The 14,191-nt window shown below is 70.3% G+C and carries 13 protein-coding genes; all 13 read left to right on the top strand.

The features are described 5' to 3' along the window. Window positions 1–753 precede the first annotated feature (753 nt). Complete coding sequence (locus AB1824_11225) at window positions 754–1,878, top strand: prephenate dehydrogenase/arogenate dehydrogenase family protein (GenBank protein ID MEW5765535.1); 1,125 nt, start codon at window positions 754–756, stop codon at window positions 1,876–1,878. A 214-nt stretch (window positions 1,879–2,092) separates the two neighbouring features. Beyond that, window positions 2,093–3,508 carry an anthranilate synthase component I family protein gene (locus AB1824_11220; GenBank protein MEW5765534.1) on the top strand — a complete coding sequence of 472 codons (1,416 nt, stop codon included), beginning with the start codon at window positions 2,093–2,095 and terminating at the stop codon, window positions 3,506–3,508. Between the two features lie 188 nt (window positions 3,509–3,696). Further along, complete coding sequence (locus AB1824_11215) at window positions 3,697–4,281, top strand: aminodeoxychorismate/anthranilate synthase component II (protein MEW5765533.1); 585 nt, start codon at window positions 3,697–3,699, stop codon at window positions 4,279–4,281. Then, window positions 4,274–5,305, top strand: a complete 1,032-nt coding sequence (trpD, locus tag AB1824_11210; GenBank protein MEW5765532.1) for an anthranilate phosphoribosyltransferase — start codon at window positions 4,274–4,276, stop codon at window positions 5,303–5,305. Before AB1824_11215 ends, trpD begins: the two co-directional genes overlap by 8 nt. Next, the gene (locus AB1824_11205; GenBank protein MEW5765531.1) at window positions 5,271–6,089 is read left to right on the top strand and encodes an indole-3-glycerol phosphate synthase TrpC; all 819 of its coding nucleotides are present in this window, start codon (window positions 5,271–5,273) and stop codon (window positions 6,087–6,089) included. The genes trpD and AB1824_11205 overlap by 35 nt, the downstream gene beginning before the upstream one ends. After that, a complete protein-coding gene (locus AB1824_11200; GenBank protein MEW5765530.1) occupies window positions 6,080–6,772 on the top strand; it encodes a phosphoribosylanthranilate isomerase in 693 nt (230 codons plus the stop codon). The genes AB1824_11205 and AB1824_11200 overlap by 10 nt, the downstream gene beginning before the upstream one ends. 7 nt (window positions 6,773–6,779) lie before the next feature. Next, window positions 6,780–7,982 (top strand): tryptophan synthase subunit beta, encoded by a 1,203-nt coding sequence (gene trpB, locus AB1824_11195; protein ID MEW5765529.1) that lies wholly within the window; start codon window positions 6,780–6,782, stop codon window positions 7,980–7,982. An 82-nt stretch (window positions 7,983–8,064) separates the two neighbouring features. After that, window positions 8,065–8,871 (top strand): tryptophan synthase subunit alpha, encoded by an 807-nt coding sequence (trpA, locus tag AB1824_11190; protein ID MEW5765528.1) that lies wholly within the window; start codon window positions 8,065–8,067, stop codon window positions 8,869–8,871. Continuing rightward, window positions 8,868–9,947 carry a 3-deoxy-7-phosphoheptulonate synthase gene (gene aroF / locus AB1824_11185; protein ID MEW5765527.1) on the top strand — a complete coding sequence of 360 codons (1,080 nt, stop codon included), beginning with the start codon at window positions 8,868–8,870 and terminating at the stop codon, window positions 9,945–9,947. The genes trpA and aroF overlap by 4 nt, the downstream gene beginning before the upstream one ends. A 261-nt stretch (window positions 9,948–10,208) precedes the next feature. Further along, window positions 10,209–11,252 carry a 4Fe-4S dicluster domain-containing protein gene (locus AB1824_11180; protein MEW5765526.1) on the top strand — a complete coding sequence of 348 codons (1,044 nt, stop codon included), beginning with the start codon at window positions 10,209–10,211 and terminating at the stop codon, window positions 11,250–11,252. After that, complete coding sequence (locus AB1824_11175; GenBank protein MEW5765525.1) at window positions 11,249–12,157, top strand: FAD/NAD(P)-binding protein; 909 nt, start codon at window positions 11,249–11,251, stop codon at window positions 12,155–12,157. The genes AB1824_11180 and AB1824_11175 overlap by 4 nt, the downstream gene beginning before the upstream one ends. Window positions 12,158–12,168: 11 nt before the next feature. Beyond that, window positions 12,169–12,936, top strand: a complete 768-nt coding sequence (locus tag AB1824_11170) for an NADH:ubiquinone oxidoreductase (GenBank protein ID MEW5765524.1) — start codon at window positions 12,169–12,171, stop codon at window positions 12,934–12,936. Beyond that, window positions 12,933–14,191, top strand: a 1,259-nt coding sequence (locus tag AB1824_11165; GenBank protein MEW5765523.1) for a Ni/Fe hydrogenase subunit alpha, incomplete at its 3' end; no start/stop codon positions are given. The genes AB1824_11170 and AB1824_11165, both read left to right, overlap by 4 nt.

The raw sequence follows: 14,191 nt of genomic DNA, 5'->3' as shown, positions 1-14,191 counted from the left end.
GTCAGCCTCATCCTGGAGCACCCCTCCTTGCGGGGGCGGCGCCCCTCCACTTGTTTACTTCCTTTCGGCAAGATTCTTAGGTGAGGCAACGAATCCATTTCGGAAAGAAATTAGCTGAGGCAAGTCGCCCCCTTGACACGCGCCGCCGCGGGCTCTACTCTCGGTTCGCATTGGAGGGACCCTAGTGCGACCAAACCGTGCCCGTCTTCCGTTTTTCTACAATTATCGGACCCAGGGGCCGGGCGCGCGCGCCGGGAGAGCCTCCCTCTAGGCCCGACCCGAATCGCGAGCCACCGGCCCACCGGAAACGGTGGGCCGTTTTGTTTTTCCGGCGGAACCGAAGGATGTGCATCATGCCTGTCCAAGATCTTTTTGCGCGTCTTATGCTGCCTGCCTTCCGGAGCGAAGCGGAGGAAGGCGCGTCCCGGCGCCGGTGGGCCGAGTGCAAGGAAGCCGAGGCGGCCGCGACGCAGGCGTACTGGGATGTACGTCGAGGAGCTGGCCGCCGAAGGCTGACGCCTCAATCGGTCCGGCGCCGCCGGCGCAACGCCAGAGGAGGGGGGAGGGGCATTCCAGCTCGAGGCCGGGCCTGGAGCCCGAAGGGCGGCGGAGGGGCTGGGCACGGGGCGCGGGCACGCGGGCATGGACGCGCCCGGACCAGGTCCTCCGTGCCGCGCCAAGGGCGCGGCCAGCGCCCGGCCGACGTTCGAAGGAGACACGCTGATTTATTTTGGACACGCATGGAGGTGCATCATGGAAGGCGGCGGAACCTCTGGATCGGCGGTTTTCAAGGCCCTGGACCGGAAAAGGAGGGCCATCGAGGGCGTGGACGCGGAGATCCTCTCCCTGCTGGGGAGGAGAATGGAGCTCGCCCGCTCCATCGGCCGGATCAAGAGCCGCCACCGGATCCCCCTGAGAAACTTCGAGGTGGAGGCCCAAGTGGAGCGGCGCCTGACCGGCCTCGCGGAGGAATCCGGACAGGGCGGAACCATGGGAAAGAACCTGGCCCGATTCCTCATCGGCGCCTCGCTGGAAGCCCAGGCGCCCTTCCTGGACGCGGCCTACGCGGGGGAAAGGCTACGGATCCTCGTGGTGGGGGGCGCGGGGGGTATGGGGCGCTGGATGGGGCGCTTCCTGAACGGCCAGGGACACGCCGTGCGCGTATACGATCCGGGGCCGGGCAAGACGCCTCACCGCCGCGTTCGAACCCCGGGCCCTTCGGTGAAGTGGGCCGATCTGGTTCTCGTCTCGGTCCCCATGGACGCCTGCGGCTCCGTGCTGCGGGATCTGGCCGACCTGAAACCCCGAGGCGTGGTGGCCGAACTGTGCAGCCTGAAGACCCACCTCGTCCCCGTTCTGGAGGACTTGCGGCGGCGAGGCGTTCGGACCGCGTCCTTCCACCCCATGTTCGGCCCGTCCGCCGCGACCCTCAGCGACAAGAAGGTCCTCTTCTGCCGGCACGGCCGGCCCGAGGACGTGGCCCTGGTGAGAGGGCTCTTTGAATCCACGAGCGCCCTTCTCCTCGACGTGGACCTGGCCGAACACGACCTCCTCATGGCCCGGGTTCTGGGCCTCGTTCACCTGGCCAACCTCGCCCTGGCCCGAGCCCTATTGAAAAGCGGCACACCGTTCCGGAGATTGAGAGAAGCGGAGGGCGTGACCTTCCACAGGCAGGTGGCCACCACCGAGGAGGTGGTGAGCGAGAACCCTGCGCTGTATTTTCAGATTCAGAAGCGGAATCCCCTCTCGGAGGAGGTGGCCAGGGACCTGGGCGAGGCGCTGGATGAAATCCGCCGTTGCGTCCGGACGGGCGATGGCGGGGCCTTCGAGGCCCTCATGGCGGACTGCCGCAGGTACTTCGAAGGCGAGGCCGTTTGACAAGAGCGGGATCGTTGGCCTATGATTCCTCCGTCGGGAGGTTTGCATGCGCGGCACGTCGTCCCTTACCGTCCAGCTTTATTGGTGGCACGAGGGGCCGGGTGCGCGCGCGGGCGAGGCCTTCGTCTAGGCCCGGACCCTACGGCGAGCACCCAGGCCCACCGGAGACGGTGGGCCTTTTTGTTTGTCCGGCGAGGCCGGGGAAGGAGAGCAAATGGGCGGCAACGGTCGAAACTCGGCGGCGGGCCGGCGGACGCCGGCGGTTCTGCGCTTCCCCGCGGACCTCACGACGCCCGTTCGCGCGTTCCTGGCCCTCGCGTCTCCAGAGGGGGAATCCTTCCTTCTAGAGTCGGTGGCCGGGGGCGAGTCGCAGGCGAGGTACTCCTTTCTCGGCTTCGGACCCTCGGAGGTCTTCGAGGCGGGAAGGAGCGCGCGACTGCGCCGCGGGAAGGATGTGCAGGATCTCCACGGAAACCCGTCCGAGGCTCTGGCGCGCTGGGTAGAAGGTTTCACGGGTCCGGCCGAGGGTCTTCCGGCGCCTTTCCTGGGAGGCGCCGTGGGATGGATGGACTTCTCGTCCTTCGCTTACTACGAACCGAACCTCGATTCCGCCTTTCCTGGGGCGCGGGACCCTCGCGCGGTGTTCGGCTTCTTCACCGAGGGGCTCGTCTTGGACCACCTCAAACAAGAAGGGTTCCTCTACCGCCTTCCCGAGGACGGCGAGACGCCCGGCGATGCTTCCACCCGTCTGCGGGACCTCCTGAGGCGCCTGGAGGGCGCCGTTCCCGCGCCGTCGGAGCGGGGAAGGTGGAGGCTCGAACGGGAGCCGGACCGCGGGCGCTTCTCCCGTAACCTGGAGGACGTGCGGGAGGCCATCCTGGCGGGAGACGCCTACCAGGTTGTCGTCTCGGAGCCCTTCGAGGGGACGTACGATGGGGATCCCTTCGGCGTCTACCGCCGCCTCCGCCGCTTGAACCCCTCGCCCTACCACTTCTACATCTCCCTGGCGGGCCGGCAGGTGGTGGGCGCCTCCCCCGAGATGCTCGTTCGCGTCCAGGGCGGGACGGTGTCCACGGTGCCCATCGCGGGGACGCGCCGACGGGGAGCCACCGCCGAAGAGGACCTGCGCCTCGAAAGGGACCTCCTCGCGGACCCGAAGGAGCTCGCCGAGCACGCCATGCTCGTGGACCTCGCCCGAAACGACCTGGGCCGCGCCTGCGAACCCGGCAGCGTGGAGGTGCCCGTTCAGGCGGCGGTGGAGCGTTTCAGCCACGTCATGCACATCACGTCCGAGGTGCAGGGACGGCTCGCCCCCGGGCGCACGGCCCTGGACGCCCTGGGGGCGGCCTTTCCCGCGGGCACCGTGAGCGGAGCGCCCAAGATCCGCGCCGCGCAGATTCTCTCCCGGCTGGAAGGCGAGGATCGGGGCCTCTACGGTGGGGCGGCGGGGGTGATGGACCCCGCGGGCAACCTGGAACTGTGCATCGCCATCCGCACGCTGGAGTTCGAGGGCAGGCGCGTGCGCTTCCGGTCCGGGGCGGGCATCGTGGCCGATTCGCGCGAGGAAGCCGAGTGGGACGAGATTCACCAGAAGGCGGCCGCGGCCCTCTCCGCGCTGGCGGGGGAGTAGGAGGAAAGCATGGTTTCGGATTTTGGATTTGGGATATCGGATTCTGGATTTCGCGAGGCGCCGAGACGGCCTCGTCCCGGTGACCCCTCATTCGCCCGGCCTCTCGGCATTTCCTCCTTCCGGCATCTCCTCCCATCGGAATCTCCCAATCTCGGCCTCCCGCGAAGCGCCCCCGAAGGAGACACCCCATGATCCTGTTCGTGGACAACTACGATTCCTTCACCTACAACCTCGTCTCCATGATGGGGGCCTTGGAGCCCCGGTTGAAGGTCCTGCGAAACGACGCGGTGAGCGAGGAGGACGTGAGGGCCCTCCGACCGTGGGGGATCGTCCTTTCCCCCGGACCGGGCCGGCCCGAAGAATCGGGGGTGTGCCCCCGGCTCGTGAAGGCCTTCGCCGCCGAGATCCCCATCCTGGGCGTTTGCCTGGGCCACCAGGTCATCGTGGAGGCATTCGGCGGGCGGGTGGAGCGGGCCCCGGCGCCCGTGCACGGCAAGGCTTCGCCCGTGGTCCACGACGGTACCGGCCTCCTGGCGGGGATTCCCAGTCCGTTTCCCGCTGGACGGTACCACTCGCTGGCGGCGGCGGCCGATTCGATCCCGCCCTGCCTGACCGTGCAAGCCACGACTCCCGACGGGGTGGTCATGGCGGCGCGTCACGTCGAGCACCCGTGCCACGGGGTGCAATTTCATCCCGAATCCATTCTGACCCCCGAGGGGGTGCATCTCCTCCGCAATTTCGTGACCTTGTGCCGGGAGGCGGCCCATGCGTAAGGAACTCCTATCCAAGGTGACCTCCGGATGCCGTCTCGACCGGAACGAGGCGCTGGAGGCCGGGCTGGATCTCGCCCAGGGGCGAACGGAGCCTCTGGTGACGGCGGCTTTCCTCGGGGCCCTCGCGGCCAGGGGGGAAACGGCCGAGGAGCTGGCGGGGCTCGCGGAGGCCTTCCGGCGGAGCGTGCGGCCCTTTCCCAGCCATCCCGAGGCGGTGGACACGTGCGGAACGGGCGGGGACGGCCGGGGGACCCACAACCTGAGCACGGCGGCCGCCCTCGTCGCGGCGAGCCTGGGCGCGACGGTGGCCAAGCACGGCAACCGAAGCGTATCGAGCGCCTGCGGCTCGGCGGACGTCCTCTCGGCCCTCGGGTATCCCGTGGAAGAATCCCCCGAGGAGGCCCACGCGCGCCTCCTGCGCCACGGCTTCGCCTTCCTCTTCGCCCCCCTCTACCATCCCGCCATGGCCCACGTCGCTCCCGTCCGCCGGGCCATGGGCGTGCGGACGATCTTCAACCTTCTCGGTCCCCTGCTGAACCCGGCGGGGGTCGCCCGGCAGGTGGTGGGCGTTTTCGACGGCGGACGCCTGAACCTCGTGGCCGACAGCCTCGGAGCCCTCGGCGCCGAACGGGCGTTGGTGATCCACGGGGCGGGCGGGTACGACGAGGCCGTCCTGCACGGTGCGGTCAGCGTGGTGGAGCGCCGCCAAGACACGAGCTTCGCCTACGAGGTGGGGCCCTCCGACTTCGGCTTGCCCGAAGGGTCGGAAGGGGACCTTCGGGGGGGAGGCCCCGAGGAGAACGCCGGCGCCCTGTCGGACCTCCTGGACGGGCGAGGCCCTTCGGGACTGCGGGCGGCGGTGGCCGCCAACACGGCCCTCGTCCTGCGGGCGGCGGGCGCCTGCGAGGACCTGCGGGAGGGTGCGGGGAGCGCGCTGGAGGCCATGGGTACGGGGCGCGCGGGACGCTTCCTGCGGGGCCTCATGGGCGATGGAGGCGAGGCGCGCGATGCACGGGCTTCTTGAAGAAATCGTGCGTTCTCGGAGGAAACGCGTCCAACGAGACGCCATGGAGGAGGAGCGGGGCGAGCCACGCATCCTCCGTCCACAGGATCCTTGGGCAAGAAATGTGGCAATCCAAGACCTGACCCCATTTCTGATCGCGGAGGTGAAGAGGGCGTCGCCGAGCCGGGGGGCCATCGCGCCGGAGGCGGACGCGGCGGAGCGGGCGCGGAGGTACGAGGCGGGCGGGGCGGCGGCGGTGTCGGTGCTGTGCGAGCCCGAGCGGTTCGGGGGATCGAGGGAGGACGTGCGCGCGGCGGCGGCGGCGGTGTCGGTGCCCGTCCTGTGCAAGGACTTCGTGGTGGATCCGGTCCAGCTCCGCTGGGCGAGGGAGGACGGGGCCCGATGGGTCCTGCTCATCGCGCGGGTCCTGGGGAACGACTTGCGCGCCTTCGTCCAGGAGGCCCTGGCCCTCGGCCTGGAGCCCCTCGTGGAGGCGCACTCGGAGGGCGAGATGGAGGCCGCCCTCTCGACGGACGCTCGGCTGGTGGGCGTGAACGCCCGGGACCTGGACACGCTCGCCGTGGACCTCTCCGTCGTCGAGCGGCTGGCGCCCCTCTGCCCGCCCGACCGCGTCTGCGTGGCCGAGAGCGGCATCCGGCGCCCGGAGGACGTGCGGAGGCTGAGGGAGGCGGGAGCGCGAGGCTTCCTCGTGGGCGAGAGCCTCATGAGGGAGGAGCGCCCCGAGCGCCTCCTCGCCCGATTCCGTTCGGCCCTCGGGCTGAATGCCTCGGAGGAATGGGCGTGATCCCCCCCTCGGCCCTCCCCTCCTTCTTCGCGCCCTGGATCAAAGTCTGCGGCGTCCGCACCTTCGCCGACCTGGAGGTTTGCGCCCGAGCCGGGGCCACCCACGTGGGACTGAACGCGTGGCCCCACAGCCCGCGCTTCGCGCCGCCCCGGGACCTGTCCGTGCTGGCCACGGCCGCGCGCGCCCTGGGTCTGGCGCCCGTCCTGCTCCTCCTGCCAGGGGCCCGCCTCTCGCCGTCCCAAGTGGCCGGCCTGGCGGCGGCCTTCGTTCAAGTTCTCGCGCCGCCTCCACCGAACTGGAGGCGGAGGTGGTCCGAGGCGGGGACGGGGGTGCTCGAGGCGAGGCCCCTCGCCTTCGAGAACGCTTCGGCCCTGCCCTTCGGCGACGCGCTCCTTCTGGACGGCCGCGAGCCGGGACGGCGGGGAGGTACGGGAAAAGCGGTGTCCCGGGCGCTCGCCGCGAAGGCGCCGCGCCCCTTCGTCCTGGCGGGCGGGCTGGGACCGGAGAACGTGGACGAGGCCGTGGCGGCGCTCCGCCCCGCGGGGGTGGACGCGGCGTCAAGCCTCGAGTGCTCCCCGGGGGTCAAGGACCCGGGGCGCGTCGCCGCCTTTTGCGCCCAAGCCCTCGCCGCGTTCCGGCGGGTCGGTTCGCCCTGCGAGCCGGCAAGGGAAGTAAGGAAGTGAGGAGAGGATGACGTACGATCTGCTGGAGCGGGAAAGGGAGTACGGCCCCTTCGGCGGCCGGTTCGTTCCGGAAACCCTGATGCCGCCCCTCCTGGACCTCGAGGCGGCCTTCGAGGAGGCCTGGGGCGACGCGGCCTTCCGCGCCGGCTTCGAGGGCCTTCTGCGCGACTACTCGGGGCGCCCTACCCCCCTCTTCCGGACCCGCCGGCTCGAAGCCGCGGCGGGGCTGGCGGCCGTCTACCTCAAGCGCGAGGACCTCTCTCACACGGGCTCCCACAAGATCAACAACGCCCTGGGCCAGGCCCTCCTCGCGCGACGGATGGGGAAACGGCGGGTCATCGCCGAGACGGGCGCGGGCCAGCACGGGGTGGCCTCCGCCACCGCCTGCGCTCTCCTGGGACTCCCCTGCACGGTGTACATGGGCGTGGAGGACATGCGGCGTCAGGCTCCCAACGTCCTCCGCATGGAGATCCTGGGGGCCCGGGTGTGGCCCGTGGAGGCCGGCGCCGGCACCCTCAAGGAGGCCGTGAACGAGGCCCTGCGGGCCTGGGCCGCGGATCCCGAGGAGACGTACTACCTGCTGGGATCGGCCCTGGGGCCGAGGCCGTACCCTCGCATGGTGCGCTCCTTCCAGTCGATCATCGGCCGGGAGGCGAGGGAGCAGTTCCTCGCCGCCGAGGGCCGCCTGCCCGACGCGGCCGTCGCCTGCGTGGGCGGCGGGTCCAACGCCATCGGCCTCTTCTCGGCCTTCCTGGAGGACCCGGCCGTGGCCCTCGTGGGAGTTGAGGCGGGCGGGACGGGTCCCGAGCCGGGCCGTCATGCGGCCCGGTTCTCGGGCGGCTCCCCGGGCGTCCTGCACGGGTGCTTCACCTACCTCCTCCAGGATGGAGAGGGCCGCGTCCTCCCCACGGCGTCGGTGGCGGCGGGCCTCGACTACCCCGCCGTGGGCCCCGAGCACAGTCACCTTCGGTCCCGGGGGCGGGCCCGCTACGACCGCGTGAGCGACGATGCCGCCCTCCGGGCCTTTCGAACCCTGGCCGAGCTGGAGGGCCTCCTCCCCGCCCTCGAGAGCGCCCACGCCGTGGCCTGGCTCCTCGAACGGGGCGCGGCGGAGCTGGGCCCCGGCGCCCGGGTGATCCTCAACCTCTCCGGCCGGGGCGACAAGGACGCGGGACAATTCTCGAACCGCGAATCGGGGAGGTCGGAATGAAACCGCTCCCTTCCTTATCCTTGCCCGGCTGCCCGGCTGCCCGGCTCCCCTCCCCACCCACTCTCTTTCGGAGGTCCGCCCCATGAGCCGCCTGGAAGAGGCATTGAAACCGGGCCGCGGGCTGATTCCCTATCTCACCGCCTCGGACCCGTCGCCCGAGGCATTCCTCGAAGCGGCCCTCGGGGCCGTGGAGGGAGGCGCCGCCGCGCTGGAGGTGGGCGTCCCCCACTCGGACCCGGTGGCCGACGGGCCCGTGATCCAGCGCTCCCACGCCCGCGCGTGCGAGGCGGGAGGGGGACTCGACGCGACCTTGGCCCAGATCTCCCGCCTGAGGGAACGCTCCTCCGTTCCCGTGGTCCTCTTCACCTACGTGAATCCCGTCCTGTCCATGGGCCTGGGCTCCTTCGCGGCGCGGGCCAGGGCGGCGGGCGTGGACGGCGTCCTGGCCCTGGACGTCTCCCCCGAGGAGGAGCCGGGCTGGTTCGGGCGCCTGGCCGGGGAGGGGCTCGACCCCGTGGTCCTGATCGGGCCCCACACCTCCGAGGCGCGCGCCGGCAGGCTTCTCACCTCGGGCGGCGGGTTCGTCTACGTGCTGGCCCGGGCGGGAGTCACGGGGACCCACGATTCAAGCCGGGAGGGGCTCGCCGAGCGCGTGGCCCTGGCCCGGCGGCATTCGCGCCTGCCCGTGGCCGTGGGCTTCGGGGTGCGCACGCCTCGGGACGCGCGGGAGGTGTGGTCCCTCGCCGAGGGCGTGGTGGTGGGCTCGGCCCTCATCGCCCGGCTGGAGGGAACCGAAACGAGGAGCGCGCGCGCCGTCGCCCGCGCGTTCGTGGCGGACCTCGCCGCGGATGGGGCCGGCGCATCGGACACGTCAGGGGGCACGCCATGATCGTCCGCATGAAAGACCGCCGTGAAGAGAACGCGCTCGCCGTCGCCTCCGCCATGGCTTCGGCGGGATTTGACGTCTCGCGCCTGGACCTCCCCTTCGGGCTCTTCCTGGCCGGAATGGGCCGCGAGGACGACGCCGGAGGCGGGATCGAGGCCCTCCCCGGCGTGGACTGGGTCCGCCGCGACGCCAAGGGCCCGGTCCTGGCGGCCCGGGAGCGCCACCCCGAAGGCTCCCGCGTTCTGCTGGGGGACCTTCCGGTGGGCGGGGAAGACCTCGCCCTGATCGCGGGCCCCTGTTCGGTGGAGGGCCGCGACCAGATCCGGACGGCGGCGCGCTTCGTGGCTTCCTACGGGGCCACCGCCCTCCGAGGAGGCGCCTACAAGCCCCGCACCTCGCCCTATTCCTTTCAGGGCCTGGGGAAGGAGGGCCTGGCCCTCCTGAGGGACGCAGGCCGAGCCACGGGCCTGCCCGTGGTCACGGAGATCATGGAGCCAGCGGACGCACAGGCCATGGCCCCCTTCGTGGACTGCTTCCAGGTGGGCGCCCGGTCCATGCAGAACTTCCCGCTCCTGCGGACCGTGGGCCAGGCCGGCAAGCCCGTGGTCCTCAAGCGCGGGCCCTCGGCCAGCCTCTCCGAGTTCCTCCTGGCCGCCGAGTACGTGCTCCTCCAGGGCAACCCGAACGTGATCCTCTGCGAGCGAGGCATCAAGACCTTCGAGACGGCCACCCGGAACACCCTCGACCTGAACGCCGTGCCCGTGCTCAAGGCGGCCACCCACCTCCCCGTCCTCGTGGACCCCTCCCACGGGACGGGGCGGCAGGACGCCGTCATCCCCATGGCCCGGGCCGCCGTGGCGGCCGGGGCCGACGGCCTCCTCGTGGAGGTCCATCCCGACCCCGACCACGCCCTTTCCGACGGCGACCAGTCCCTCACCCTGACCCAGTTCCGCCGTCTTGTGGAGGAGATCCGCCCCGTGGCCGAGGCCGTGGGACGGCGCCTGAGCGTCCCCGGCGCCAGTCGCTTCGGAGCCGGCTCGGGCCCTCGCATCCGTCGCGGCTCGGGATGGGGCGTGTAGACGCGGGACGTCCCTCGAACCGGAGCGCCTGGGAAATCACCCACCCCATCCGTTGGTCTTGAAACCTTGGCCACAAGGGACTTCTCTGGCCTCTCCCATGCCCGAGGCGAGGGTCTTCGGACCCCGAGATAGGGTTAATTCACGCAATCCACAACGCTCTAATTGTATCTTTATGAGTCGAGACGGGGGAGCGTCTATATTTGAGGGCGGAGGCGTCGCGAGCGCGGCACGCCGTCGCGCCCGCCCCGTGGAGAGACGTCCATGCTGTACAAGGCTTTGAAGAAGGAGGCCCTCCGGCCGCTGATCGAGGCCATCCTCGCGGAGGTGGAGGGGGTGGGCCCCCGGCGCGTGGGGACGGACCGGAGGGGCAAGCCCATCCACCAGTTCCTGCCGGTGGAGCGCTTCGAGGACCTCGACCTCTCCTACGAGACCACCGAGTTCTCCGCCAAGACCTACTTCCTGCCCTTCCGAGAGCGGCTCTCCACCTACCGCTTCGAGGGGGCCGCGTGGGAGCAGGAGATCCGGTACCGGGCCGTTCCGAGGGCCCTCATCGGCCTGCACGCCTGTGACATCCACGCCCTGCTGAAACTCGACAAGGTCTTCGCCCGCGACTGGTACCCCAGCCCCTACTACCTGGCGCGGCGGGGCAACACCTTCATCCTGGGCATGGACCACGATCCCTGCGAGGGCGCCTTCTGCCGCTCCCTCGGGACGGACACGGTCACCCACGGCTTCGACCTCTTTCTGACGGACATCGGCGACGACTACTTCACGGCGGCGGGATCGGACCGGGGCCTGGCCCTCATCGACCGCTTCGGCGCCCGACCCATCACCGAGGAAGACTCCCGCCTCTACCTCGCCGAACGAAAGCGCATCGCCTCCCTCATGGGGGACGCCCCCAACCTCAACAACCTTCCGAACCTGCTGGACATCGAGTTCAAGTCGCCCATCTGGGAGAAGTGGGGCGCCAAGTGCCTGAGCTGCGGCACCTGCGCCATGGTCTGCCCCACCTGCTACTGCCATGGCGTGCACGAGCGGATCTCCATGGACTTTCAGGAGGGGGCGAAGATCCGCCAGCTCCACGCCTGCACCCTCGTGGACTTCGCGGTGGTGGCCGGCGGCCACAACTTCCGCCCCACCACCGAGAGCCGACTGAAGTACCGCTACTACCACCAGCACCGGGGCTTCGTGGAGCAGCACGAGGAGCCCAAGTGCGTCGGGTGCAACCGCTGCGGCCGCGCGTGCCTGGCCGGCATCGCCCCCCTCGACGTGATCCGCGAACTCCAGCAGGAGGAGGCCCCATGAAGAGGCTTCTGCTTCCCTACGAAGTGACCCGAGAGGCCGAGATGGCCGAGCCCCTGGACTTCAACCGCCGAAGCCGGCTGATGCACACGGACCGGGTCCTCCCGGCCGAGATCTCCTCCATCACCCAGCTCACCGAGATGGAGAAGCTCTTCCACATCCGCCTCCTGGACCCCTCCGACCGGCGGCGCTTCGCCTTCCAGCCCGGCCAGTTCGTCATGATCGAGGTTCCGGGATACGGGGAGGTGCCCATCTCCATCGCGGGCTCGGCCAGCAACCACGGCTTCCTGGAGTTCTGCATCCGCCGGGCGGGGACGGTGACGAGCGTCCTCCACCGCGCCAAGGCCGGGGCCCGCGTGGGCGTTCGGGGACCCTTCGGAACCTCCTTCCCCATGGCCAAGATGCGCGACCACCACGTGCTCCTCATCGCGGGAGGCCTGGGCCTCGCGCCCCTCCGCTCGGCCATCCTCCACGTGACGGAGAACCGCTCCGACTTCCGGGACGTCCACATCCTCTACGGGACCAAGACCCCCGATCAGCTCCTCTTCGACTACCAGTACGAGCAGTGGCGACGGGTGGACGGAGTGAACCTCTCCATCATCGTGGAGGAGCCCGACCCCGGCTGGACGGGCCCTGTGGGCCGGGTGACGAGCCTCCTGGACCGGATCGCCCTCGACTCCGAGCGGACCTACGCCATCGTCTGCGGCCCCCCCGTCATGTTCAAGTTCGTGTGCAACTCTCTGGCCGAGTTGGGCCTGCCCATGCGGCGCATGTTCGTCTCCCTCGAGCGGCGCATGCACTGCGGCATGGGCAAGTGCTGCCGGTGCAATATCGGGTCCACGTTCACTTGCAAGGACGGGCCGGTTTTCGACTACTGGACGGCCATCAACCTCAAGGAAGCCATTTAGGAGGGTTCCCCATGCGATACCTGCACATCGAATCCTCCCGTCCCCGCATCGCCGTCTTCGACTTCACCGGGTGCGAAGGCTGCGAGCTCCAATTCGCCAACAAGGAGGAGACCCTCGTCCCCTTCCTCGGCGCCGTGGAGGTGGTGAACTTCCGGGAGGTCTCCTCGGAGGCCCGGGACGACTACGAGATCGCCTTCGTGGAGGGGGCCGTGAGCCGGGCCGACGAAGCGGAGCGCCTTGTGGAGATCCGCAGGCGCGCCCGCACCCTCGTCGCCCTGGGGAGCTGCGCGTGCTTCGGCGGCGTCAACCGGATGAAGAACGCCTACGACCTCGGCGAGGCCAACGCGGAGGTCTACGGCGCGCTTCCCAAGGAGACCTTGCCCGTGCGCGCCGTGCGGGACGTGGTGCCGGTGGATTTGGAGATCCCCGGCTGCCCCGTCTCCAAGGACGAGGTGGAGCGCATCGTCCGCCACCTCGTACTGGACGTGCCCTTCGCCTTCCACGCCTACCCCGTGTGCGTGGAGTGCAAGCAGCGGTTCACCACCTGCCTGATGGAGAAGGGCCGGCTCTGCCTCGGGACCGTCGTCCGCGCCGGCTGCGAGGCCCCCTGCCCCGCGGGGGGGCTGGGTTGTTGGGGATGCCGAGGGCCCGCCGAAGCGGCCAACGTGGAGGAGTTCTTCGCCCTGGCGAAGGAGCGGGGCTTTGCCGAGGACGAGGTCCGCGAGCGCATGAATTTCTTCGGCGGTTTCGCGGGTCTTCTTCCGGGAGGGGCCAAATGAAGGTCGATGTGAACGTGCGCGTCCACCCCCTCACCCGCGTGGAGGGACACGGAGACCTCTCGATCCGCGTGGTCGGGGGGAAGCTCGCCGAAGCGCGGTGGGACGTGGTCGAGACCCCGCGCTACTTCGAGGTCATGCTGAAGGGCAAGCACTACACCTCCGCCGCCATCCTCACGGCCCGCATCTGCGGCATCTGCTCCATCGGCCACGCCCTCGCCAGCGTGAGGGCCACGGAGCGGGCCTTCGGAGTGGAGATCCCCGAGACCGCCGCCAAGCTCCGGCTCCTCTGCAAGCACGGCGAGACGCTCCAGAGCCACGTCCTGCACCTGCTCTTCCTGGCCGCTCCCGACTTCCTCGGCCTCCCCAGCGTCCTGCCTCTCATGGAGTCCTCGCCCCAGACCGTCGCCCTCGCCGCCCGTCTCAAGGGCACCGCCAACCGCCTGTGCGAAGTCGTCGCGGGCCGCGCCACCCACCCCGTCTCGATCCAGGTGGGGGGCATGGCCGCCTTCCCGGAAAAGCGCGCCCTGGCTTCCGTCCGCGGCGAGCTGGAGGCGGCCGCGAAGGACCTCGCCGCCGTGGCGGAGCTCTTCAAGGGCTTCGAGATCCCGGCCTTCTCGCGGCAGACCGAATTCGTCTCGCTGCTCGGGGAGGACGGCTATCCATGGATCGGCGGCGCCCTCCTCTCCACCGACGGGGTCCTGCGCCGGGAGGACGACTACCTGCTCATGACCAACGAGTTCGTGGACGAGCGCAACACCTCCAAGCTCTGCCGCCTGTCCCGGGACTCCTTCGCCGTGGGGGCCCTGGCCCGCTGGAACAACAACCACCGCTTCCTGCACCCGGCGGCCCTCGACGCGGCGCGCGAGCTGGGCCTCAGGCCCGACTGCCACAACCCCTTCATGAACAACGTGGCCCAGCTCGTGGAGTGCCTCCACGTGGTCCACGAGTCCTCCGCCCTCATCGAGGAACTGCTGGCGACGCCCGAGTCGGCGCCCCTCCTGGTCCCCGTGACCCCCGTCGAAGGCGAGGGCGTGGGAGCCGTGGAAGTGCCCCGGGGCATCCTCTACCACCACTACCGCTACGGCGCCGACGGCCGCGTCCTCCGCGCCAACTGCATCATCCCCACCACCCAGAACAACCTCAACATCCAGCACGACCTGGAAGCCCTCGCCCGGCACCTCGCCGCCGAGGGCGCCGACGACCGCCGCATCGAGGCCCTCTGCTCCATGCTCGTCCGCGCCTACGACCCCTGCGT

The sequence above is a fragment of the Acidobacteriota bacterium genome, assembly GCA_040752915.1.
GTDB lineage: Bacteria > Acidobacteriota > UBA4820 > UBA4820 > DSQY01 > JBFLVU01.
Note: the sequence above shows the minus strand (reverse complement) of the source record. Positions and strands in the feature narration are given on the sequence as shown.

Coding starts and splice junctions, on each gene's coding strand:
- AB1824_11225 (MEW5765535.1), top strand. CDS start 754: ATGGAAGGCGGCGGAACCTCTGGATCGGCGGTTTTCAAGGCCCTGGAC.
- AB1824_11220 (MEW5765534.1), top strand. CDS start 2,093: ATGGGCGGCAACGGTCGAAACTCGGCGGCGGGCCGGCGGACGCCGGCG.
- AB1824_11215 (MEW5765533.1), top strand. CDS start 3,697: ATGATCCTGTTCGTGGACAACTACGATTCCTTCACCTACAACCTCGTC.
- trpD (MEW5765532.1), top strand. CDS start 4,274: ATGCGTAAGGAACTCCTATCCAAGGTGACCTCCGGATGCCGTCTCGAC.
- AB1824_11205 (MEW5765531.1), top strand. CDS start 5,271: ATGGAGGCGAGGCGCGCGATGCACGGGCTTCTTGAAGAAATCGTGCGT.
- AB1824_11200 (MEW5765530.1), top strand. CDS start 6,080: ATGGGCGTGATCCCCCCCTCGGCCCTCCCCTCCTTCTTCGCGCCCTGG.
- trpB (MEW5765529.1), top strand. CDS start 6,780: ATGACGTACGATCTGCTGGAGCGGGAAAGGGAGTACGGCCCCTTCGGC.
- trpA (MEW5765528.1), top strand. CDS start 8,065: ATGAGCCGCCTGGAAGAGGCATTGAAACCGGGCCGCGGGCTGATTCCC.
- aroF (MEW5765527.1), top strand. CDS start 8,868: ATGATCGTCCGCATGAAAGACCGCCGTGAAGAGAACGCGCTCGCCGTC.
- AB1824_11180 (MEW5765526.1), top strand. CDS start 10,209: ATGCTGTACAAGGCTTTGAAGAAGGAGGCCCTCCGGCCGCTGATCGAG.
- AB1824_11175 (MEW5765525.1), top strand. CDS start 11,249: ATGAAGAGGCTTCTGCTTCCCTACGAAGTGACCCGAGAGGCCGAGATG.
- AB1824_11170 (MEW5765524.1), top strand. CDS start 12,169: ATGCGATACCTGCACATCGAATCCTCCCGTCCCCGCATCGCCGTCTTC.